General features: G+C 62.8%; 21 protein-coding genes. 14 read left to right on the top strand and 7 right to left on the bottom strand.

The window, feature by feature from the left end; genetic code table 11:
• Window positions 1-83: 83 nt before the first annotated feature.
• Entirely contained in the window at window positions 84-1,091 is a 1,008-nt protein-coding gene (locus ACFWYE_RS28740) for a BMP family protein (RefSeq protein WP_379115471.1), read from the bottom strand.
• 240 nt (window positions 1,092-1,331) lie between these two features.
• Between ACFWYE_RS28740 and ACFWYE_RS28735 the strand changes: the two genes are divergently transcribed.
• Together ACFWYE_RS28735 and ACFWYE_RS28730 are read left to right on the top strand one after the other, a co-directional pair.
• Complete coding sequence (locus tag ACFWYE_RS28735; RefSeq protein WP_379062663.1) at window positions 1,332-1,916, top strand: amino acid synthesis family protein; 585 nt, start codon at window positions 1,332-1,334, stop codon at window positions 1,914-1,916.
• On the top strand, window positions 1,913-2,497 hold the full coding sequence (locus tag ACFWYE_RS28730) for an amino acid synthesis family protein (RefSeq protein ID WP_379062661.1): 585 nt from the start codon (window positions 1,913-1,915) through the stop codon (window positions 2,495-2,497). The genes ACFWYE_RS28735 and ACFWYE_RS28730 overlap by 4 nt, the downstream gene beginning before the upstream one ends.
• Before the next feature lie 51 nt (window positions 2,498-2,548).
• On the opposite strand, the gene ACFWYE_RS28725 is transcribed toward ACFWYE_RS28730, so the two are convergent.
• From ACFWYE_RS28725 to ACFWYE_RS28715, 3 genes are all read right to left on the bottom strand, one after another.
• Window positions 2,549-3,748 (bottom strand): amidohydrolase family protein, encoded by a 1,200-nt coding sequence (locus ACFWYE_RS28725; protein ID WP_379062659.1) that lies wholly within the window; start codon window positions 3,746-3,748, stop codon window positions 2,549-2,551.
• Between the two features lie 109 nt (window positions 3,749-3,857).
• Window positions 3,858-4,391, bottom strand: coding sequence for a MarR family winged helix-turn-helix transcriptional regulator (locus ACFWYE_RS28720; RefSeq protein ID WP_379062657.1), 534 nt, complete (start codon window positions 4,389-4,391; stop codon window positions 3,858-3,860).
• Between the two features lie 46 nt (window positions 4,392-4,437).
• Window positions 4,438-5,082: a cysteine hydrolase family protein gene (locus ACFWYE_RS28715; RefSeq protein ID WP_379062655.1), complete on the bottom strand. Its 645-nt coding sequence runs from the start codon at window positions 5,080-5,082 to the stop codon at window positions 4,438-4,440.
• A 250-nt stretch (window positions 5,083-5,332) separates the two neighbouring features.
• Here ACFWYE_RS28715 and ACFWYE_RS28710 point away from each other — a divergent pair, with 250 nt between their 5' ends.
• The gene (locus ACFWYE_RS28710; RefSeq protein ID WP_379115470.1) at window positions 5,333-6,175 is read left to right on the top strand and encodes an NAD-dependent epimerase/dehydratase family protein; all 843 of its coding nucleotides are present in this window, start codon (window positions 5,333-5,335) and stop codon (window positions 6,173-6,175) included.
• Between the two features lie 11 nt (window positions 6,176-6,186).
• The gene (locus tag ACFWYE_RS28705) at window positions 6,187-6,999 is read left to right on the top strand and encodes an SDR family NAD(P)-dependent oxidoreductase (RefSeq protein ID WP_379115469.1); all 813 of its coding nucleotides are present in this window, start codon (window positions 6,187-6,189) and stop codon (window positions 6,997-6,999) included.
• Between the two features lie 16 nt (window positions 7,000-7,015).
• Here the strand turns inward: ACFWYE_RS28705 and ACFWYE_RS28700 are convergent, their stop codons facing one another.
• The gene (locus ACFWYE_RS28700; RefSeq protein ID WP_379062649.1) at window positions 7,016-7,762 is read right to left on the bottom strand and encodes a GntR family transcriptional regulator; all 747 of its coding nucleotides are present in this window, start codon (window positions 7,760-7,762) and stop codon (window positions 7,016-7,018) included.
• A gap of 162 nt (window positions 7,763-7,924) precedes the next feature.
• Here ACFWYE_RS28700 and ACFWYE_RS28695 point away from each other — a divergent pair, with 162 nt between their 5' ends.
• The 6 genes from ACFWYE_RS28695 (at window position 7,925) to ACFWYE_RS28670 (ending at window position 14,503) form a co-directional block, all read left to right on the top strand.
• Window positions 7,925-9,307, top strand: coding sequence for a 6-phospho-beta-glucosidase (locus ACFWYE_RS28695; protein WP_379062647.1), 1,383 nt, complete (start codon window positions 7,925-7,927; stop codon window positions 9,305-9,307).
• Window positions 9,307-10,248 carry a carbohydrate kinase family protein gene (locus tag ACFWYE_RS28690; protein WP_379062645.1) on the top strand — a complete coding sequence of 314 codons (942 nt, stop codon included), beginning with the start codon at window positions 9,307-9,309 and terminating at the stop codon, window positions 10,246-10,248. The genes ACFWYE_RS28695 and ACFWYE_RS28690 overlap by 1 nt, the downstream gene beginning before the upstream one ends.
• Window positions 10,249-10,296: 48 nt before the next feature.
• Window positions 10,297-11,556: an ABC transporter substrate-binding protein gene (locus ACFWYE_RS28685; RefSeq protein WP_379073169.1), complete on the top strand. Its 1,260-nt coding sequence runs from the start codon at window positions 10,297-10,299 to the stop codon at window positions 11,554-11,556.
• Between the two features lie 72 nt (window positions 11,557-11,628).
• Window positions 11,629-12,747 (top strand): ABC transporter ATP-binding protein, encoded by a 1,119-nt coding sequence (locus ACFWYE_RS28680; protein ID WP_379115468.1) that lies wholly within the window; start codon window positions 11,629-11,631, stop codon window positions 12,745-12,747.
• Window positions 12,744-13,640: a carbohydrate ABC transporter permease gene (locus ACFWYE_RS28675; protein WP_379115467.1), complete on the top strand. Its 897-nt coding sequence runs from the start codon at window positions 12,744-12,746 to the stop codon at window positions 13,638-13,640. Before ACFWYE_RS28680 ends, ACFWYE_RS28675 begins: the two co-directional genes overlap by 4 nt.
• Window positions 13,637-14,503 (top strand): carbohydrate ABC transporter permease, encoded by an 867-nt coding sequence (locus ACFWYE_RS28670; RefSeq protein ID WP_379062639.1) that lies wholly within the window; start codon window positions 13,637-13,639, stop codon window positions 14,501-14,503. Before ACFWYE_RS28675 ends, ACFWYE_RS28670 begins: the two co-directional genes overlap by 4 nt.
• A gap of 5 nt (window positions 14,504-14,508) precedes the next feature.
• On the opposite strand, the gene ACFWYE_RS28665 is transcribed toward ACFWYE_RS28670, so the two are convergent.
• A complete protein-coding gene (locus ACFWYE_RS28665; protein ID WP_379115465.1) occupies window positions 14,509-15,303 on the bottom strand; it encodes a TetR/AcrR family transcriptional regulator in 795 nt (264 codons plus the stop codon).
• A gap of 37 nt (window positions 15,304-15,340) precedes the next feature.
• Complete coding sequence (locus ACFWYE_RS28660; RefSeq protein ID WP_379115464.1) at window positions 15,341-16,198, bottom strand: MurR/RpiR family transcriptional regulator; 858 nt, start codon at window positions 16,196-16,198, stop codon at window positions 15,341-15,343.
• 372 nt (window positions 16,199-16,570) lie between these two features.
• Between ACFWYE_RS28660 and ACFWYE_RS28655 the strand changes: the two genes are divergently transcribed.
• From ACFWYE_RS28655 to ACFWYE_RS28640, 4 genes are all read left to right on the top strand, one after another.
• Window positions 16,571-18,205, top strand: coding sequence for an ABC transporter substrate-binding protein (locus ACFWYE_RS28655; RefSeq protein WP_379115519.1), 1,635 nt, complete (start codon window positions 16,571-16,573; stop codon window positions 18,203-18,205).
• Between the two features lie 72 nt (window positions 18,206-18,277).
• A complete protein-coding gene (locus ACFWYE_RS28650; RefSeq protein ID WP_379073167.1) occupies window positions 18,278-19,285 on the top strand; it encodes an ABC transporter permease in 1,008 nt (335 codons plus the stop codon).
• 91 nt (window positions 19,286-19,376) lie between these two features.
• Complete coding sequence (nikC, locus tag ACFWYE_RS28645) at window positions 19,377-20,303, top strand: nickel transporter permease (protein WP_379115463.1); 927 nt, start codon at window positions 19,377-19,379, stop codon at window positions 20,301-20,303.
• Window positions 20,300-20,814 (top strand): ATP-binding cassette domain-containing protein (locus tag ACFWYE_RS28640; protein WP_379115462.1); only part of this gene is annotated, 515 nt, incomplete at its 3' end. The genes nikC and ACFWYE_RS28640, both read left to right, overlap by 4 nt.

Genomic DNA, 20,814 nt, shown 5'->3' with positions numbered 1-20,814 from the left:
CGGATGGGGCCGATCGATGTCTACCTGATTTTCGGGAAAAGATCGCTCCGGTGGGCGGCAATGCCGCCCCCGGATGCGGGCGCTTACTTGTGACGCTCGACCTTGATCGAGCCGTCCGCGATGCCCTTCTTGATCTCGTCGAGCTTGGCGGTCACCTCGGTCGGGATCGAAGGTGCGATGTCGTCGCAGATCTTCACCTCGACGCCGCCGGAGGCCAGATCGAAAGTGCGGGTACCCGCGGTGATCTTGCGGCCTTCGACCTCGTCCTTGATCAGGCTGTAGACGGCGATATCGCCGCGCTTGAGCATCGAGGCAAGCACGTTGCCCGGCGCGGAAGCGCACATGTCGACGTCGACGCCGATGGAATATTTGTCGACGGCGGCACTTGCCTGCATCACGCCTTCGCCGGTCGGGCCGGCGACGTTGTAGACGATGTCGGTGCCTTGTCCATAAAGCGCCTGCGCAAGTTCGCTGCCCTTGGCAGGATCATCGAACGTGCCGGCGAAGACGGAGTTCACCTTGACGTCGGGCGCGGCATATTTGGAGCCCTGCTCATAGCCGCCGAGGAAGTTGCGGATGACGGGGATGTCGCGGCCGCCGACGAAGCCGATTGCCTTGCCATCGCCGATCTTTTCGAAAGCGCTGCCCTTGTCTTCGATCATGCCGGCAAGTGCACCTGCGACGAAGGAACCCTGTTCCTCGGCGAAGTTGGCGTAGATCATCTTGTCGCTGTCGAGCACACCGTCGATGAACACGAAGCGCTGGTTCGGATAGGCGGCACTTGCCTTCTGAAGCGCATCGACCAGTTCCCAGCCCATCACGAAGATCAGGTCATACTGGCCGCCTTTGGCCAGATTGGCGAATTGTTCCTCATAGTCGAGTGCGCGGTTGCCGGTGTCGACCAGTTTGAGATCGATGCCGAATTCGTCCTTGGCCTTGTTGAGACCATTGACGATCGAGACACCGAAGCCCTGCGCGAAATATCCGGAAATCGCGGCGACCGAGACCTTGCCGTTGGCGGCAGCGGCCGAGCCAAACGATGCAGCCAGGGCAACACCGGCGATCAGGCATTTTTGGAATACGCTTTTCATCTCACTCCCCTTTAAAGCTCCCGCCTCCAAAGCCGTGGGTTCGCTTCCCGACATCCCAAACTCGTTGGTGGTCGTATGACTTTATGGTCGGCTACACAAACTGTCAATTGGCGAAGAATTTGTCCAGAACCGTTGCTCAGCTGAGGAAAAAGGCGGCTTTCCGTCACATGGCTTGACAAAGTTCGCTGAACAATAATTGTTGATACTCTAACAAGTTTCAGCGGGAGATCGGGACAAGCGATGCCAGACGTGGTCGTCAGGAAAATGGTCGTGCAGGTCGAGGAGATTTTTCACGAGGGCGGGCCTGTGCGCAGCGATCCTGTCAAGCGCGGTGTCGTTCTCGCCGTCATCGCCAATCCTTATGCCGGCCGCTATGTCGAGGATATCCAGCCTTTCATGGAGGACCTGAAGCCGCTCGGGCTGGAGATGGCGCGTAAACTTGTCGATGCGCTTGGCGGTGATGCTGCCGCGGTCGAAGGTTATGGCAAGGGGGCCGTGGTCGGCGGCGGCGGCGAGCTGGAACATGGCGCGCTGTGGCACAATCCCGGGGGATACGCGATGCGCGAACTGCTTGGTGGCGCGAAGGCCATCGTCCCGTCGAGCAAGAAGGTCGGCGGGCCGGGAGTCCGCATCGACATTCCGATCACCCATATCAACGCCTCCTATGTGCGCAGCCATTTCGACGCCATCGAGGCCGGCATCAACGATGCCCCGCGAAACAATGAGATGGTCCTGGTGCTTGCCATGACCACCGGAGCCCGCGTGCATGCTCGTGCGGGTGGCCTTCTGGCCGCGGACGTCAAGGGCGAGGACGGCTTGCGATGAACGCGCGAATACGCCGGATCATCACGGTTGTCGAAGAAGTCCGCACGGAGGGCTCCAGGCCCGTCGATCCGCCGACGCGACGGGCCGCCGCCATTGCCGTCATCCACAATCCTTATGCCGGCCGGTATGTCGACGATCTTTCCGAGCTGATCGCGGTCGGAGAGGCCCTGGGGGACATATTGCCACGCCGGGCGGTTGCCGCATTGGGCATTGCGGGCAGCGAGGTTGAAAGTTTCGGCAAGGCCGTGGCGGTCGGCGCAGAGGGCGAGCTGGAGCATGCGGCGGCGATCCTGCATCCGAAGCTTGGCGCACCTTTTCGGGAAGTGCTCGGCAAGGGTGCTGCGCTCATTCCATCATCCAAGAAGCGCGGCGGCATGGGCGTGCCGCTCGACATTCCCCTTGGCCACAAGGATGCAGCCAAGGTGCGCAGCCATTTTGACGGCATGGAAGTGCGCGTGCCCGACGCACCGCGAGACGACGAACTCGTGGTCGCCATCGCCATTACCGATTCCGGCCGGCCGTTACCGCGGGTTGGCGGACTGAGCAAAGACAAGATCGTCGGCAACGACGGCGTGAACTGACAAACTAAAGGCGGCCATCAGGCCGCCTTTCTTCTTTCTTCCTGGTGTGGCTCAGGCGACCACTTCCGGTACTCGGATCGCAGGCGGTGTGTTGCGGCTGCGTGCCGTCCGCACCACGCCATCGATCATGATCATGCCGATCCCGGGAAGATTGCCGAGCGCCAGGCTATCCAGAAACCCGTTGCCTATTCCGCCCGCGGCCTGGTCCATGAAGACGAGGTCGGCGGCCCGGCCGGGTTCTATCAGGCCGCGATCGTCGAGGTTGCGCACCCGCGCCGTGTTGCCGGTCGCGAAGCAGAATGCCGTTTCGGTCGGCACTCCGCCCAGCGAGGCAAGGTGGCAGATGGTACGCAGGATGCCGAGTGGCTGCACGCCCGAACCTGCCGGCCCGTCGGTGCCGAGCACGACACGGCCAAGCTCGTTGCGCTGCCTGGCAATGTCGAGGACGAACAGGCCGGTGCGCAGGTTGCCGTTGTGGACGATTTCCAGGGCCCGCGTGCTTTCTTCGCAGACGCGTCGGATCTCTTCGTCGGGCAGGGCGGTAGGGCCACCGTTCACATGGGCAATCACATCGGCATCCACCTCGATAACGACATCGGCGCCGATGCGGCCCGAACCGGGGATCGAGGGGCCGCCGGTATGGGTCATCGAGGTCATGCCGTATTTGCGCGCCCAGGCGATCATCTGGCGGCCTGTAGGTCCATCCTTGACGCCGCCGAGCCCGACCTCGCCGATCAGCGTCACGCCGGCTTCTGCCAGTTCCCTGAAATCGGCTTCGGTCATGCCTGGTTCGAGCACCGGCGCCCCGGCAATGATCTTCATGCCGCCGGGCCTGAAGTTTGCAAAGGAGCGCTGCGACGCGATGCCAAGTGCCTTGACGCCGACGATATCCTTCGGGCGGCCGGGATAGTGGGCTTCGCCGGCGGATATGATCGTGGTGACGCCACCGTGCAGGGTCGAGTCGATCCAGCCGATCTGGTTCTGTCGTGGGGTCCAGTCGCCTGCCGCAGGATGGACGTGATTGTCGATCAGGCCGGGCGTGACCACGCAGCCGTTCGCGTCGATCACGGTCGCATCGTCCCCGTCTGCGAGCTCTTCGGTTGTGCCGATCCCGGTTATCAGTCCGTCCTCGACCCGAATTGCATCCGCTTCCAGTATCGGCTGCCCGATATTCCCGCTGAGGAGGAGGCCGATGTTGCGGATGAGGGTCCTGCCGCTTGCGGAGGGGGTGCTTGGCTGGTCGTGCGACATGAATGTTTCCCTGTCTGCTTTTGTTGTTACGGGCGCGAGCAAAGACATCCGCCGGTAACGCCGACGTTCCTTGCCGTCAGATCAAGCGATCGTCTGTCAGGTCAGAGGGTCATTTGCCTTCCGGGCCACCGGTTTCGTCCTCGCTGATGCGCAGCAGCAACCTCAGAAGCGTGATCTGTTCAGGGGCCGAAAGCGGCGCGAGCAGACGCCTGCCCACCTCGACGCTCCGCTCCAGCCGTTCGAGCGTGTAGCGGGTTCCTTCATCGGTAAGGGTGATGATCGCCAGGCGTTGATCCGTCTTGGAGGGGCTGCGGATGATCAGTCCCTGTTTGAGCAGCTTGCGGACCACAAGGCTGATCGTCGAGGGATCGATTGCCGTCATGCGGCCGAGCTGGTTCTGCGAAACCTCGCCATGCTTGAGAATGGTGGCCAAGGCAGCGAACTGCGTCGGTGACAGGTCTTCACCTGCCATGATCTGCTGGAAACAGAGCGTCGCGCGCTGGTGCGCGCGGCGCACCACATGGGCGGGATGTACGTCGAGATCGTAGCCTGTCTCGGCATAGCGGACCACCGCCTCTTCCCGGCTGATCTTGTCGGACCTGGCCGGGTTCGATCCTTGAGCGTCGTTATCGAGGGATGTCACGAACTGCATTACCTTTCGGCTGGAAGGCTCAATCGCGCGTGCCGTTTCAGGCTGCGATGTTTGCGTTTTCCACGAAGGCGCCTTCCGTGAGCGCCCGAACAACGGTGTTGGAATCGCTGACGACACCGAAATGGGTCGAAATGTCGTAGAGCGTGCTTTCCTGCTCGCGCGGGCCTGTCGCCGCGCAGCAATCGGCTGGGACCACGACCTGATAGCCGTTGAAGAATGCGTCATGGACGGTGGAGCGCACGCAGATATTGGTGACGACCCCGAAGACGACCAACTGGTCGACCATCATGTCCTTGAGCGTCAGGTCGAGATCGGTCTGAAAGAAGGCCGAGAAACGACGCTTTATGAGATGGATCTCATCAGGTCGGGCGCCGAGTTCGTCGATGACGTCAACGCCCCAGGTGCCCTCGATGCAGTGCGGCGATCGCTTGAGGAATTCGCGGTCCCGGCGCAGGCCGGGCCGATGTGCGTCCTGGACCCAGATAACCGGCGCGCCGATCTTGCGGGCCGTATCAATGATACGCAACTGCGGTCCAAGCAGGGTTTCGCAACCCGGCAGAACCATTGCGCCACCCGGCTTGCAGAAGTCGTTGATCATGTCGACGACGACCACCGCGGTCCGGCCCGGATCGAGGGTGATCCCGCCTTCCTGCCGATGCGACGAGAAACTATCCAATGCCATGCCCAATCCTCCCCGGTGTGAACCGATTGTTGGTGGTCATACAAAAAACCCGCACGGTTTCCAAGTCAATCCTTGCCGGTTCGATTTCGGCCGAGCCCGGAATGGTGCAGCGCAACCCGACGTTTACCGCATCCTGGAGCTTTTTAGGAGAAGGGAGAATGCATTGACAACTTATCGGAATGAGGGGCTTAGATTGTTTGACCATCAATGATATTCGTGCGGTTCTACCAAGCCTGGAGGGAGGCATCACATGAAAATCGTCGTCACGGGATCCAGCGGGCTCCTCGGTCGCCACGTTGCAGGCGCCTTTGTTGCCGCAGGCCACGATGTTCGCGGCATCGACGCCGTTCCACCGAGGACGGATCATGGCTGGGTCCATGTCGACGCCGACCTGACCGATCTCGGCGTCGCACTTCAGTTGATCCGTGATTGTGACGCCGTCGCGCATATCGCCGCCATTCCGCGCCCGACGGGTAAGGCTGCCTCCGAAGTTTTCGCAACCAACATGGCTTTGGCCTACAACGTCACGGAGGCGGCGGTCCTGAACGGAGCGGAGCGTTTCATCTATGCCTCTTCCTTCAGCGTGCTCGGCTATCCTTTCGCGCAGATCCTCCCGGCGCCCGCATATCTTCCGATCGACGAGAACCATCCTATTGGTGCGCAGGATGCCTATGGCCTGTCGAAATGGCTGGGCGAGGAAATTGTCGAGGCAGCGGTGCGCCGCGGCGCGTTTTCAGCGGTCAGCCTGCGCATGCCCTGGATCCAGACGCCACGCGATTTCCTCGAAGCGGTCGTGCCACGCCGTCGCCTCGAGGAATCCGCGAGAGATCTGTGGAGCTATCTCGACGCTCGCGACGCCGCCGAGGCTTTCGTGCAGGCTCTTGGCTGGAATGGCGACGGCCACCTGCGCACCTTCCTGAGCGCGGCCGACACCTATTCGGAAGAACCGACGGAAACACTTGTTGCCAGGGCTTTCCCGACCACGCCGGTTTCACCGGCCCTGCTGGGCTTCACCTCCGTCATAGACAATGACCACGCCCGGGCCACATTGGGGTTCACACCGCGGCATTCCTGGCGGGACTACGAAAATTGAAGGAGTTCGCGATGCAGCGTTTCGAAGGCAAGGTCGCATTGGTGACCGGGGGCGGCGGCGCGATCGGCAGTGCGACTGCGCTGCGTTTTGCGCAAGAAGGCGCCCGGGTGGCGATCGTCGACATCGATGAAAAGCGGGCTCTGGCGACAGCGGCAACCATCGGCGACAATGCGATCGCGGTCGCAGCGGACGTCTCGGACGCGGCCGCTGCCGATGGAGCGGTTGCGAAAACCGTGGAGGCCTTCGGCAGGCTCGATGTCGTCTTCAACAATGCCGGCATCTCCGGCAAGGTCGCGCCGGTCCATGAACTTCCGGTCGAAGACTGGGATGCCATTGTCCGCGTCAATCTGCGCAGCATGTTCCTTGTGCTCCAGTCTTCGCTTCGCGCGATGATTGCAGCCGGCGTGGAGGGTTCGATCGTCAACATGGGATCGTCCATGGCTGGTTGGGATGTCCTGTCCGGAGGTGCCGGTTATGCGTCGACCAAGCATGGGGTGGTCGGCCTGACACGCGTCGCGGCTCTCGATGCCGCACCTTACGGCATCCGGGTCAATGCGATCTGCCCCGGCGTCATCGAGACGACGCTCGGCGTGCCCGCAGCCGATCGTGCGGGTTATCTTTCAGGCATCCAGCGTTTCGCCGACCGCATTCCGCTGCGCCGGATCGGGCAGCCGGAAGACGTTGCCGCCGCCGTCGCATTCCTCGCAGCCGAGGAATCGCGCCATGTCACCGGCGTCGATTGGTTGATCGATGGTGGCCAGACCTTGCAGAGCTGGGCGAATGCACCGGAGGCCGTCGCCTTTCCGGACCACCGGCGCAGATAAGGCTCGAAAGCTTGCCTCAGGCCTGCGACAGCACCTGCGGATGCAGCGTCACCGATACCGACAGGTTCACCGGCCTGTTTTCGCTGTCGAAGGCGATCTGGTCGATGACCAGGGCGGCTGCGGGCGCTTCGACCTGCAGCAGCACCACCTCTTCGCTGGTCAGCAGCCGCGCGCTGACGATCGTTTCTCCGCGCACCGGGACGACCGAATAGCGTTCGCGCAGTTCGCCATAGAGCGAGCGGTTGCCGCTCGACCAGTCGAGCTCGAGCAGGCCGGGGGCTGTCGCCGGCGACAGCCAGTCCTCCTGCACCGTCACCGGTACATCATCGAGAAAGCGCAGGCGCCGTAGATAGACGACGTCGGCGCCGTCCGGCAGGAACAGCGGCCGGGTGATCTCGCGGTCGGCCTTGCCGACCCGGCCTTCGATCAGCCGGCTTCCCGGCTTGCGGTTGGTGGTGATCGCCGTCGATGTGAAACTCTTCAGCAGGTCGAGCTCGAAAGGCTTGGTCTTGCCGCCGGTGACGTAGAAGCCCTTGCCGGGATGGCTTGCGATATAGCCGTCATGCTCGAGATCTTTCAGCGCCTGGCGCACGGTGATCCGGCTGACGCCGAGCAGTTCCACCAGTTCGCGTTCCGAGGACAGTTTTGAATTGAGCGGCTGCCGTCCGTTCTCGATCAGGTTCATGATGTGCCGTCGAACCTGCATGTAAAGCGGTGCCGGATCGTTGCGGTCGACTGGCTGGATGGGACGTGCGTCCTTCAACGATGATCTCCGGTTGGGCGGATGCCGTTATCGCTGGAACCGGCGCGAGGCATCGTGAAAATCTTCTGGCATGCCGGGCTGTGTTTAAGCAACAAATGTTCATTGACATTACTGGTTATATCCAGTTCTAATTGGCTTGTCACGGCACAGCATGAGGGACAGATGAAGCTGACATTGATCGGTGGTGGAGGCGTGCGCGCGCCCTTGTTCGTGGGGTCGGCCCTGCGGCGTGCCGAGCGAAGCGGGCTGACGGAAATCTGCCTCCACGACATCAATGCCGAGAAGCTGGAGGTCTTCGGCACGCTGAGTTCCGAACTCGCCACGCGCATGCAGTCGCGGGTGCGTATTTCGACGGCCTCGGACACCGAGCGGGCGCTCGACGGAGCTTCCTACGTCGTCACCACGGTTCGTCCCGGCGACGAGGAAGGCCGCATCAAGGACGAGCGCATCGCGCTGGCCCATGATGTGCTGGGGCAGGAGACGACGGGCCCCGGCGGCTTCGCCATGGCACTACGCAGCATTCCGGTCATTCTCGACTATGCCGCGCAGCTGCAGCGGGTCAGCCCCAAGGCCTGGCTGTTCAATTTCACCAATCCGGCCGGCCTGGTCACGCAGGCCCTGCAGGATGCCGGTTTCGATCGCGCCATCGGCATCTGTGACGGCGCCAACGGCGCGCAGGAAGCCATCGCATCGCGCTTTCACGTGCCTCAGAACGATGTCCGCACCGAGGTCTTCGGCCTGAACCATCTGTCGTTCACGCGTGCCGCCTATGTGAACGGCAAGGAAGTGCTGCAGGACCTGCTCGACGATGACGATTTCCTGGCCTCGACTTCGCAGCGCATGTTCTCGCCGTCGGTCGTGCGCCGTCATCGCCTCTGGATCAACGAATATCTCTATTATTATTACTATGCGGAAAAGGCGGTTGCCGCCGTGCAGAACGACAAGCGCACCCGCGGCGAGGAAGTGCGCGATCTCAACCGTTCGCTGATGGCCCGGCTGAAGGAGATCGGTGTCACGCAGAACGCCGATGAGGCGCTGTCTGCCTATTTCGCCTATGAGCAGCGCCGCAACGCCACCTACATGCATTATGCCCGTGGCGACGCGCCCAGCATGGAAGAGGCGGACCGCAATGCCACCCTGCCGGAAGAAACGACCGGCCATGAAGGAGAAGGTTACGCCGGTGTCGCGCTCAACCTTGTCGACGCATTGCAGACCGGTGTGCCCTGCTATAGCGGGCTCAACATCCGCAACGGCGATGCCATTGACGGCCTGCGCGCCGACGACGTGGTGGAAGTGAGCTGCGTGATCGACAGGGACGGCGTGCGTCCGACCAAGATCGGTGCGATGCCTGCGGCGCAGTCGCAGCTCGTCCAGAACGTCAAGCACTACGAACGGCTGGCGGTTGCGGCCATACGCGAGCGCCGCCGCGACATCGCGGTGGAAGCGCTGGCGGCGCACCCGCTTGTCTTGTCCTATTCGCGGGCCGAGCCGCTGGTGGATGAATATCTCAAGGCGCATGCCGCCTATGTCGGCGAGTGGCGCTGATGACGGAACCCGCGCCGGCCAATCGTTACGACGTCATGGTTGTGGGGGAATATTACTACGACCTGATCTTCACCGACCTGCCAGCATTGCCGCGCCTGGGAACCGACATCTGGGCCGGGAGTTTCGACGACCTGCCGGGTGCCAGCTACACGACGGCGCTGGCACTGACGCGGCTCGGGCTGAAGGCCGGCTGGTGGTGTGGTTTCGGCACCGACATCTTCAGCCGCATGGTGCTGGACGAGGTGCGGCGCGAAGGCATCGACGAAGGCCTGTTCCAGTGGCATGACGGTCCGCTGCGCCGGGTCAGCGCCGCTTTTTCCTTTCAGCAGGATCGCGGCTTCATCAGCTATGTCGACGAACACGACCGCGACCCCACAGCCGAAGATGTCGAGGTCGCGCAGCCGCTGGTGCTGATGCTCCAGGGGTTTTCCAGGAGCGCCGAGCGGCTTGCCCTGACCAGGGGTGCACGCCGGAACGGCGTTCTGGTCTGCGGCGAGTGCCAGCATCTCGATTTCGGCATCGAGGCCGAGGGGGTTGTCGATGTCCTGCAGGCACTGGACATGTTCGTGCCCAACGAGAGCGAAGCCATCCAGTTCACCGGGGCGGCGGATGCCGAGACCGCGCTCGGCGTGCTGGAACGTCACGTACCGACGGTGGTGATCAAGTGCGGTGCCAATGGCGCCATCGCCAGCCATGAAGGGCGCCGCTATGCCGTGCCCGCGCCGAAGGTCGAGGTCGTCGACACGACTGGGGCCGGCGATTCCTTCAACGCCGGCCTCATCTATGGCGTGCTGCGCGGCGCGCCGTTCGAGGAGGCGCTCCGCTACGCCGTCATCTGCGGCTCGCTCTCCACCACCGACTATGGAGGTCGCGCCCTGCCGCGCGAAGCCGATCTGCTCGCACGTGTTTCACAAGACGGGAAGGAGAAGCGCGCGCGATAGCCAGTCACCGACATCATCCGAAACAACAACAGAGGGAACGAGACAATGATGATGAGATCCATCGCGCTTGGCGCGGCCATGCTTTTTTCGACAGCGGCGACGTCCGCCTGGGCGGACACCGTCTCCATGTTCTGCGGCGCCAGCGAGTATGAGCTTTGCGCCAAGGCAGCCGCCGGCTTCAAGGAAAAGACCGGCAACGAGGTGAAGATCACCAAGATGCCGGCGCTGCTCGACGACGCCATTCCAATCTACCAGCAGCTTCTCGCGGCCCAGTCCGCCGATGCCGACGTGCTGTTTATCGACGTGATCTGGATCGGTATGCTCCAGCGCAACATGCTGGACCTCAAGCCGTTGGTCCCGGCCGAGGAAGTGGCGCAGCATTTCCAGTCGACCATCGATGCGGCCACCACCCAGGATGGCCGGCTGGTGGCGCTGCCCTGGTACATGGATACCGGGCTGATGTACTACCGCAAGGACCTGCTGGAGAAATACGGCAAGCAGCCGCCGAAGACCTGGGACGAACTGACCGAAACGGCCAAGCTCATCCAGGAGAAGGAACGGGCGGCCGGCAATCCCGACCTCTGGGGCTTCACCTGGCAGGGCAAGAGTTACGAGGGCCTGACCTGCGACGCCATCGAATGGGTAGCCTCCAGCGGTGGCGGCACCATCATCGAGCCGGATGGCAAGGTTTCGATCAACAACCCGGCGGCCGCGAAGGCACTGACGCGCGCCAAGGACTGGGTCAAGACGATCAGCCCGGAAGGCGTGCTTGGCTATGACGAGGAAACCTCTCGCGCGGTGTTCGAAGCGGGCAATGCCGTCTTCCACCGCAACTGGCCCTATGTCTGGGGCACGTCGCAGGCCGACGGTTCCAAGGTCGCCGGCAAGGTCGGCATGATGGCGCTGCCAGTCGGCGCGGATGGCCAGAAGTCGAGCGGCTGCCTTGGCCCGATGTATCTCGGCATTTCGAAATACACGGCCAAGCCCGAGCTTTCGACCCAGCTGCTGCGCTATCTCGTCGGGCCTGAGGTGCAGAAGATGCGTGCCATCGAAGGCGCCTACAACCCGACGCAGAAGTCGCTCTACAGCGACAAGGACGTGCTGGCGAAACTGCCGTTCCTTGCCGATGCGCAGGCGGCCTTCGACGGCTCCGTGGCGCGCCCATCCGGCTATACCGGGTCGAGTTACAACCGCGTCTCGCAGGCTTTCTACCGTGCCGTCCACGAGATCATCGCCGATGGCGCGGATGTCGACAAGACGCTGACCGACCTGTCCGGTCGGCTGGAGAAGCTCAAGGAAAGCCGTTAGCTTTCGCGACTGGTTCCGGAGTCGGACGGCGCCGGAACCAGTCATTTGCCTTAAATACAGCCAGAGGATGCCATGGCATCAGTTGCCTTGCGGTCAGTGTCCAAGTCATTTGGCCACGTTCCGGTCATCACCGACGTCGATCTCGAAATCGCCGATGGCGAACTCGTCGTCTTCGTCGGGCCTTCGGGTTGCGGCAAGTCGACCTTGCTGCGCCTGATCGCGGGACTGGTGCCGGTCGGCGCCGGCGACGTCGTCATCGACGGCGAGGTGGTGACGGATATCCCCGCCTCGAAACGCGGCATTGCCTTCGTCTTCCAGAGCTATGCGCTCTACCCGCACATGACGATCGCCCGCAACATAGGCTTCGCGCTGGAGACGCTCGGCCTGTCGCGGCAGGAAATCGACGCCAAGGTGGCGGAAGTCGCGGCAACGCTGAAGATCGATCATCTGTTGTCGCGGCGCCCACGCGAACTCTCCGGCGGACAGCGCCAGCGGGTGGCGATCGGCCGCGCGCTGGTGCGCCAGCCCGAGGTGTTCCTGTTCGACGAACCGCTGTCCAACCTCGATTCCGACCTGCGCATGGAAATGCGCATGGAGATCGCCAAGCTGCACGCCAACCTGGCGGCGACGATGATCTATGTCACCCACGACCAGGTCGAGGCGATGACGCTGGCCGACCGCATCGTCGTCCTGAACAAAGGGCGCATCGAGCAGATCGGCACGCCGCAGCAACTCTATCATGCGCCGCAGAACCGCTTCGTCGCCGGCTTCATCGGCAGCCCGCGCATGAACTTCATGGCTGTCTCTGCAAGCGCTTCCGGTGCCGGTTGCAGCGTGCAGGGACCGGGAAACCTGTCGCTGGATGTCGCGCTGTCCAGTCCTGGAAGGCCGGCCGAAATCGGCATTCGGCCCGAGGCCGTGTCAATTGCCGCCCAGGGACAAGGCAAGGTCACAGGCACGCTCGAACGGCTGGAAGACCTCGGTCACGAACATCTCGCTTATGTGCGCATCGCACCGGACATTGCATGGTCCGTCAGATTGCCGAATTCGTTGGGCAGGACGGCGCTCGGTACATCCGTCGACCTGGACTGGCGCTTCGAAGATCTCTTCCTGTTCGACACGGATGGCCGCCGGCTCGACCATTCCATGAGCCATGAGCGCTCGGCCGCGGCCAATGAGGTGCGGGCGTGAAGACGAGGCTCGAACGGCGCGAGCATCGGTCGGGGCTGCTGTTCGTCGCCCCCCTGATCGCCGTCCTGGTCCTGGTGGCAGGCTGGCCGCTGGCGCGCACGCTCTATTTTTCGCTGACTGACGCCTATCTCGACGACAGCGCCAATCACGTCCTGGTCGGTTTCGACAATTTCGTCGAGGTTGCCAGCGATCCGGTCTGGTGGCGGGCAGTCCGCAACACGGCAGTCTTCACCACGATCTCGGTCGCCATCGAGACCGTGCTCGGGCTGGCGATCGCGCTTCTGGTGCATGGCGCCATTCCCGGACGCGGACTGGTGCGTGCGGCGATCCTGGTGCCGTGGGCGATGCCGGTGGTCGTCTCCACCAAGATCTGGGAATGGATGCTCAACGACCAGTTCGGCGTGGTCAACCGTGCGATCGTCGGGCTGGGCCTCGCCGATCACGGTGTTGCCTGGGTGGCGAACGGCTCCCTGCTGCTCGGTGTCGTCATCTTCATCGACGTCTGGATGACGACGCCGTTCATGGTGCTGTTGATCCTGGCCGGTCTGCAGATCCTGCCCGAGGAGATCTTCGAGGCGGCGGAGGTCGACGGCATTCCGTGGTGGAAGCGGCTGTGGTCGATCATCTTGCCGCTGCTGGCGCCGACCATCGGCGTCGCGGTGCTGTTTCGCGTGCTTGATGCCCTGCGCATGTTCGACCTCGCCTATGTGCTGGCCGGCGCCAACGTCAACGCCATGACGATGTCGATCTATGCGCGCGACCGGCTGATCAACAACCAGGAACTCGGTGTCGGCTCGGCCGCCTCGACCATGGTGTTCCTGCTGATCGCCTTCGTGGCGATCTTCATCGTCGGTGCGATGCGGCTCGATCGCTCGGGAGCGGCTGAACGATGAGCACGCGCATCAAACGGCGCTCGGCCGCCTACTACAGGGCCATGCGCCGCGTGCGCCAGCTTGCCCTCGGCTGCGTCACCGCGCTGCTGCTGTTCTACGTGCTGTTCCCCTATTACTGGGCGATCGTCTCCTCGACCAAGCAGGGCGCGGAACTCTACAATTCGGTGCTGCTGCCGGCGCTGGATTTCAGGCACTACAAGGAACTGTTCCGCGACGCCAACTTCGCCACCTCGATCTTCAACTCGCTCTGCGTCGCCATCTCGACGACGGCGCTGTCGCTGGGCCTGGGGACACTGGCCGCCTATGCGCTCGGCCGTCTCAACTTCCCGGAGCGGCGTTCGCTGCTTTTGACCGTGCTGATGATCTCGATCTTCCCACAGGTGGTGGTGCTGTCGGGCATGTTCGAACTGATCCGCTGGTTCGGCCTCTACAACCGTGTCTGGTCGCTGGTCTTCGCCTACCTCATCTTCACGCTGCCCTTCACCACCTGGGTGCTGACCAGCTTCATCCGCGAGTTTCCGCGCGAGCTGGAAGAGGCGGCGATCATGGACGGATGTTCGCACTGGCGCATCCTCACCAGTATTCTTCTGCCGCTGATGGGACCGGCGCTGGTCAGCACCGGCCTGCTTGCCTTCATCCTCGCCTGGAACGAGTTCCTGTTCGCGCTGACCTTCACCTTGACCGAAGGAAGCCGCACCGTGCCTGTCGCCATCGGGCTGCTGGCCGGCAACTCACGCTACGAATATCCGTTCGGGCCGATCATGGCCGCGTCGGTCACCGTGACCTTGCCGCTGATCGTGCTGGTGCTGTTCTTCCAGCGCAAGATCGTCGCAGGGCTGACTGCCGGCGCCGTCAAGGGATAGCGGGTCTAGGGGACGACCGGCTTCGCGCGGGCCTGGGCGTCCAGACCGAGGATGAGGGTCTCGACCAGGAAGTCGTAGCCCTCGGTGAGCGGGGCGACATCGCCGCTCTTCCAGCGCATGACGAAGGAGCGGTTGTACATCTGCGGCAGGTGCTGCCTGACCAATGGAAAGCGCGATGCTTCGAGCGTATCGAGTCCCGCATCGAAAGCCTGCACCCATTCGGAACCTTCCGTCGCGCCATCGGCCGCCAGTTCCATGGTGATGTAGCCTTCCAGCGCACCGACCACGGCGTTGAAGGCGTCGATCAGCGATTGGCCCTCGAAACCGGCCTGTGTCAGCGCCTTCAGGATGACCTCGACCCAGGGCGCGTTAGGCGCACCATTGGAGCGGATATGCGGGCCCAGCAAGGGCGCGGCGCGCGGATGCTGGTGGACGCTGGCACGAAAGCGCCGGAACAGGATGCGGATGGTGTCGCGCCAGTCGTCGGGCAGGTCGTCGGGCCGCATCAGGCTGGCGATCAGCGAGCCCGAGATCTCGGCCAGCAGGTTGGTCTTGTCGCCGCCGACATGCCAGTAGAGCGCGGCCGGATAGACATTGAGACGGCGAGCGAGCGCGCGGACGGAGAAGCCGGTCAGGCCCTCGTCGTCGATCAGGGCGATCGCTGCCTCGACGACACGCTGCCTGGTCAGGCCGATGGCGGCGGCGCGGCCGACATAACGTTTTTCCGATGCCGGCTTCCGGGCCGTGCTGTCTTTACCGTCTGGTGATGGCGCAGTGGAGTTCTTCGGCAAACCGCTCATTCTCTCCTGCTGTTTCGACACCCATGCTCCATCCCGGTCAGTCGCCGGTAAAGCCGATGAATTTCCCGTGCAAGGCGGCGACCCTGTTCATGCGCTCTTCCACGGATGCATCCAGTTCGTTGAAGACGCCGTTGATCAGCAGATTGCCAAGGCTGGCCATGTGCGCGGTCGAATCCCAGAACATGCCGAACTCGGTCGGCACCACGAACATCTCATCGGCCAGGTCACGACCCCAGTCGCAAAAGGCATCGGTGATCAGCGTGATCGGTATTCCAGCCTGATGCGCTTCCTGCGCCAGCAGGAATGTCAGCCGGGAATAGCGACGTGCCTCGAAAAGCACCAGTGCAGTCGACTTCGGCGTGGCCAGCAGGATCTCGCTGAAATTGCCGCCGGCGACGTCGGCGAGCTGAACCCCGGGCCGCAGATATTGCATCTGGGTGGCGAAATATTGCGCCATGCCGCGCTCGGTCTGGAAGCCGGCGACAAAGAGCTGGGGTACCGTTGCCAGGCGTTCGACCGCTCGCTCCCATTCAGGGGTCTTGGCGATCTCGTAGATCCTGAGCAGTGCGGCGATCTCGAGATCGAGGCTGCGGGCGAGCGCATCGCCCTTGTGGCTGCGCTCACGGAATTCCTTGAGGCGCTCGCCGGCCAGCCAGGGCTTGTCGCCGATGCCGTCCCTCAGATCCTCCTTCAGTTCCTTGAAATGCGCATAGCCGAGCAAGCGGCAAAAGCGTCCCACTGTCGGTTCGCTCACGCCGACCTTGGCGGCCAGTGTCGCTGAGGTCTCGAAGGGCAGGCCGCCGAGGTTCGCCAGCATGTAGCTGGCAAGCGCCTTGTTTGCGCTGGTGGCGGTGGCGAGGCTTTCGGTCAGTCGCTGGCGAACGGATTCAGTCATTTCATCCTGCACCGCAGTTTTGAAATATTTCTAACATAATGGCGCTTGACGTTCTTTTTCTGTCAAAATAACGTCATCTTACCAGAGGGCAGGACGTAAGCCGCTCCAGGCATCACAGGGCACAATCACGCGCATACGGCAAGAACCGGCTCTGTCTCAACCGCAAAAAGCACGATTGACTCCGGGAAAAGTATATACATAATGTTTATTGTCCACTGAACAAAAAAGTTCAGGGCAAGAGGGCCTCCGACATCGATCCGGCTGCTGGTGTGCAGCCGTCGCTGAAGGTGTGCCCGCCGGGTTGGAGGCCCGGCACAAACGGACATCGAACCGGGGTGGGGAACCCTGGCCGTCAAGGGAGAGAGCATGATGATGATGGAAAAGATCGCCTTTCGCCGCCTGTTCGTGGGCGCGGCAGTGTCTGCGCTGCTGATCGGCGTGGCCCCGGCCTTCGCGGCAACGCCTGCCGATACGCTGGTCGAAGCCTATGCCCTCGACGAGATCATCACCATGGATCCTGGCGAGGCGTTCGAACTGTCGACTGCCGAGGTCAATGCCAACATCTACGACCTGCTTGTGCGCTTCGACCTTGCCGACACCACCAAGGTGACGAGCGATCTGGCGGAAAGCTGGACCATCTCCGACGACAGGCTCACCTATACTTTCAAGCTGAAGCCCGGCCTGAAATTCGCTTCCGGCAATCCGCTCACCGCCGAGGATGTCGCCTATTCGTTCGAGCGTGTGATCAAACTCGACAAGAGTCCGGCCTTCATCCTTGGCCAGTTCGGCCTGACTGGCGACAATGTGGCCGAGAAGGCCAGGGCGACCGGCCCGGATACCTTCGTTTTCACGGTCGACAAGCCTTATGCGCCGAGCTTCGTGTTGAACTGCCTGGCGGCGGGCGTGGGAGCGGTGGTCGACAAGAAGCTGGTGTCCGAAAACGCCAAGGCGATGACGCCAGGCGACGACTACAAATACGACAATGATTTCGGCAATGACTGGCTGAAGACGCATTCGGCGGGCTCCGGTCCGTTCAAGCTGCGCGAATGGCGGGCCAGCGAGGCGGTCGTCATGGATCGCAACGACAATTACTGGGGCGAGAAGGCAAAGCTCGCACGCGTCATCTACCGCCACATGAAGGAAAGCTCCGCCCAGCGGCTGGCGCTCGAAGCCGGTGACATCGATGTCGCCCGCAACCTGGAACCGAACGATCTCGATGCGGTGGCCAGGCACGGCGAGATATCGCTCGCCAGCGCGCCGAAAGGCACGGTGTATTACATCAGTCTCAACCAGAAGAATGAGAAGCTGGCCAAACCGGAAGTGCGGCAGGCGTTCAAATATTTGATCGACTACGGTGCCATCGGCGACACCCTGATCAAGGGTATCGGCAATGTCCACCAGACCTTCCTGCCGACCGGGGTGCTCGGTTCGATCGAAGACAAACCTTACAAGCTCGACGTGGCCAAGGCGAAGGAACTGCTGGAGAAGGCCGGCCTGAAGGACGGGTTTTCCGTCACGATGGATGTGCGCAACAGCCAGCCGGTGACCGGCATCGCCGAAGCCATCCAGCAGACGGCGGCCGAAGCCGGCATCAAGATCGAGATCATCCCCGGCGACGACAAGCAGACGCTGACCAAATACCGCGCCCGCAATCACGACATCTATATCGGCCAGTGGGGGCAGGATTATTTCGATCCCAACTCCAACGCCCAGACTTTCGCGTCCAATCCCAACAATGCCGATGACAGCAGCAACCAGACGCTGGCCTGGCGCAACGCCTGGGATGTGCCGGAATTGAGCAAGGAGACGGAAGCCGCCTTGCTGGAAAGTGATCCGGCCAAGCGTATCGAGATGTACCGGCACCTGCAGAAGGAAGTGCTGGAGAAGAGCCCGTTCGCGATCATCTACGAGCAGACCGAGGTCGCCGGCGTGCGCAACGCCGTCAAGGGTTTCAAGCTGGGGCCCAGCTTCGACACCAACTTCGTCGGCACCATCACAAAGGAATAACCGGTGGAAACCCGTGGCTTGAGTGCAGCCGGAGCGCAAGCCGAGGCTGATGGCACCCGTGCGTTTGCGCTTCTGGCGCCTGTCGTCCGCTTCCTGGTCATCGCCATCATGACTTATCTGGGCCTGCTGGCGGTCACCTTCTTCATCGGCCGGGTCATCCCGATCGATCCTGCGCTGGCGATCGTCGGCGACCGGGCGCCCGCCAGCGTCGTCGAGCGCACACGGCGCGAACTGGGGCTCGACCTGCCGTTGATCCAGCAGTTCTACATCTACATCAAGGGCGTGCTTTCCGGAGACTTTGGCAGGTCCGTGCTGACCTCCAATGCGGTCATGGACGATATCCGCCGTGTCTTCCCTGCCACCATCGAGCTGGCGACGATCGGCACGCTCATCGGCGCGTTTATCGGCATTCCGCTCGGCGTGCTGGCTGCGGTCAGGCGCGGCAGCCTTGTCGACCAGATTGTGCGCGTCATCGGCCTGATAGGCTATTCGGTGCCGATCTTCTGGCTCGGCCTGCTGTCGCTGGTGCTGTTCTACGCCAAGCTGCGCTGGGCCGCGTTCCCTGGCCGTCTCGACATCGCCTACGAATATTCCTTCACCCCGACCACCGGCTTCTACCTGCTGGATTCGGCCATGCAGGGGCAGTGGGATGTGTTCTGGGATGTCATGCGCCACATCTTCCTGCCGGCTTCGCTGCTCGGCTATTTCTCGCTTGCCTATATCAGCGGCCTGACGCGCTCGTTCATGCTGAACGAGCTGTCCCAGGAATATGTCATTGCGGCGCGTGCCAAGGGCGTCTCGGAAACGCGTATCATCTGGGGGCATGCGCTGCGCAACGCGGCCGTGCCGCTGGTGACGGTGATCGCGCTTTCCTACGCCGGGCTGCTGGAGGGCTCGGTGCTGACGGAGACGGTGTTCTCCTGGCCGGGCATCGGGCTCTACATCACCAACTCGCTGCAGAATGCCGACATGAATGCGGTGCTTGGCGGTACCGTCGTCATCGGCTCGGTGTTCATCGCCATCAACCTGATCTCGGACCAGCTCTACCGGCTGCTCGACCCAAGAACCAAGCAGCAGTGAGCCGTCTGGCCACTGCCAACATAGCAATCCCTGATTTCGGCCCGCGACGAGGAGACGAACCCGTGCACGCTATCCATTGGACCTTCCTGCCATGAGCACGGCACAACCATCGGCGCTCTCCCGCCGCGAGTGGCTGCTTTCGGATCAGCCCGCCTCGCGCTGGCAGGCCAGGCTCGGCCGTGGCTATGCGACATGGCGGCGCTTCCTCGCCAACAAGCCGGGCGTGCTGGGCCTTTTGATCATTCTCCTGTTGCTGTTCGTCGCCGCTTTCGCCAGCCATCTGACGAGCTATTCGCCAGTCGTCGGTGACCTGAAAGCCGCCCGGCTGCTGCCGCCGTCCACGCAGCATTGGCTGGGCACCGACGATCTCGGCCGCGATATCTATTCGCGTATCATCTACGGTTCGCGGCTGACATTGCTGGTCGTGGTGCTGGTCGCCGTCATCTCGGCGCCCGTCGGCCTGCTGGTTGGTGCGGTGGCAGGTTACGCCGGCGGCTGGACCGATGCGATCCTGATGCGCATCACCGACATCTTCCTGGCTTTTCCGAAGCTGATCCTGGCGCTGGCCTTCGTGGCCGCACTCGGGCCAGGCATCGAGAACGCCATCATCGCCATTGCCATCACCTCATGGCCGCCCTATGCCCGCATTGCGCGTGCCGAAACGCTGATGGTGCGCAACTCCGACTACATCAAGGCGGTGCAACTGATGGGCGCGTCCCCGTTCCGGGTCGTGTGGTGCCACATCATCCCGATGTGCACCTCCTCGCTGATCGTGCGTGTCACTCTTGATATGGCAGGCATCATCCTGACGGCAGCCGGTCTGGGGTTTGTCGGTCTTGGCGCGCAGCCGCCGTTGCCCGAATGGGGCGCGATGATTGCCTCGGGCCGTCGCTTCATCCTCGACCAGTGGTGGGTGGCGGCCATGCCCGGCATGGCCATCCTCATCGTCAGCCTCGGCTTCAACCTGCTCGGCGACGGCCTGCGCGATGCGCTCGATCCAAGGAGCTCCGGCCAATGAGCGCGACGGATGCAAACTCGAAGGGCGGCACCCTGCTCGAGGTCGACAACCTCAGGGTCCGCTTCCCCACCCGCACCGGGGTCATCGAAGCGGTGCGCGGCGTCTCCTTCTCGTTGGGACGCGAACGCCTCGGCATCGTCGGTGAATCCGGCTCCGGCAAGTCCCAGACCGGCCGCGCCATCATGGGCCTGACAGATCCGAGAGCCGAGGTGAGCGCGGACCGGCTGCAGTTCGACGGCATCGACCTTCTGTCGCTGCCGGCGCGCGAGCGCAGGGCGCTGCGCGGCAAGCGTGTCGCCATGATCCTGCAGGACCCGAAGTACTCGCTCGATCCCGTCATCAGCATCGGCCGCCAGATCGTCGAGACCCTGCGCACCCATGAGAAGGTCTCGAAAGCCGAGGCAAGGGAACGTGCCCTCGACATGCTGGCGGCGGTGCAGATCCGCGATCCGAAGCGTGTCTTCGATCTCTATCCGCATGAAGTCTCGGGTGGCATGGGCCAGCGCGCCAT

Origin of the sequence: Mesorhizobium sp. NPDC059025, from assembly GCF_042739655.1 — a bacterium.
Lineage (GTDB): Bacteria > Pseudomonadota > Alphaproteobacteria > Rhizobiales > Rhizobiaceae > Mesorhizobium.
The sequence above is the reverse complement of the archived record's forward strand: the minus strand, read 5'-3'. Positions and strand labels throughout refer to the sequence as shown.

Excerpts from the sequence above, each read along its gene's own strand:
- ACFWYE_RS28740 (WP_379115471.1), bottom strand. The coding sequence starts at position 1,091 with ATGAAAAGCGTATTCCAAAAATGCCTGATCGCCGGTGTTGCCCTGGCT.
- ACFWYE_RS28735 (WP_379062663.1), top strand. The coding sequence starts at position 1,332 with ATGCCAGACGTGGTCGTCAGGAAAATGGTCGTGCAGGTCGAGGAGATT.
- ACFWYE_RS28730 (WP_379062661.1), top strand. The coding sequence starts at position 1,913 with ATGAACGCGCGAATACGCCGGATCATCACGGTTGTCGAAGAAGTCCGC.
- ACFWYE_RS28725 (WP_379062659.1), bottom strand. The coding sequence starts at position 3,748 with ATGTCGCACGACCAGCCAAGCACCCCCTCCGCAAGCGGCAGGACCCTC.
- ACFWYE_RS28715 (WP_379062655.1), bottom strand. The coding sequence starts at position 5,082 with ATGGCATTGGATAGTTTCTCGTCGCATCGGCAGGAAGGCGGGATCACC.
- ACFWYE_RS28710 (WP_379115470.1), top strand. The coding sequence starts at position 5,333 with ATGAAAATCGTCGTCACGGGATCCAGCGGGCTCCTCGGTCGCCACGTT.
- ACFWYE_RS28705 (WP_379115469.1), top strand. The coding sequence starts at position 6,187 with ATGCAGCGTTTCGAAGGCAAGGTCGCATTGGTGACCGGGGGCGGCGGC.
- ACFWYE_RS28695 (WP_379062647.1), top strand. The coding sequence starts at position 7,925 with ATGAAGCTGACATTGATCGGTGGTGGAGGCGTGCGCGCGCCCTTGTTC.
- ACFWYE_RS28690 (WP_379062645.1), top strand. The coding sequence starts at position 9,307 with ATGACGGAACCCGCGCCGGCCAATCGTTACGACGTCATGGTTGTGGGG.
- ACFWYE_RS28685 (WP_379073169.1), top strand. The coding sequence starts at position 10,297 with ATGATGAGATCCATCGCGCTTGGCGCGGCCATGCTTTTTTCGACAGCG.
- ACFWYE_RS28680 (WP_379115468.1), top strand. The coding sequence starts at position 11,629 with ATGGCATCAGTTGCCTTGCGGTCAGTGTCCAAGTCATTTGGCCACGTT.
- ACFWYE_RS28670 (WP_379062639.1), top strand. The coding sequence starts at position 13,637 with ATGAGCACGCGCATCAAACGGCGCTCGGCCGCCTACTACAGGGCCATG.
- ACFWYE_RS28665 (WP_379115465.1), bottom strand. The coding sequence starts at position 15,303 with ATGAGCGGTTTGCCGAAGAACTCCACTGCGCCATCACCAGACGGTAAA.
- ACFWYE_RS28660 (WP_379115464.1), bottom strand. The coding sequence starts at position 16,198 with ATGACTGAATCCGTTCGCCAGCGACTGACCGAAAGCCTCGCCACCGCC.
- ACFWYE_RS28655 (WP_379115519.1), top strand. The coding sequence starts at position 16,571 with ATGATGGAAAAGATCGCCTTTCGCCGCCTGTTCGTGGGCGCGGCAGTG.
- nikC (WP_379115463.1), top strand. The coding sequence starts at position 19,377 with ATGAGCACGGCACAACCATCGGCGCTCTCCCGCCGCGAGTGGCTGCTT.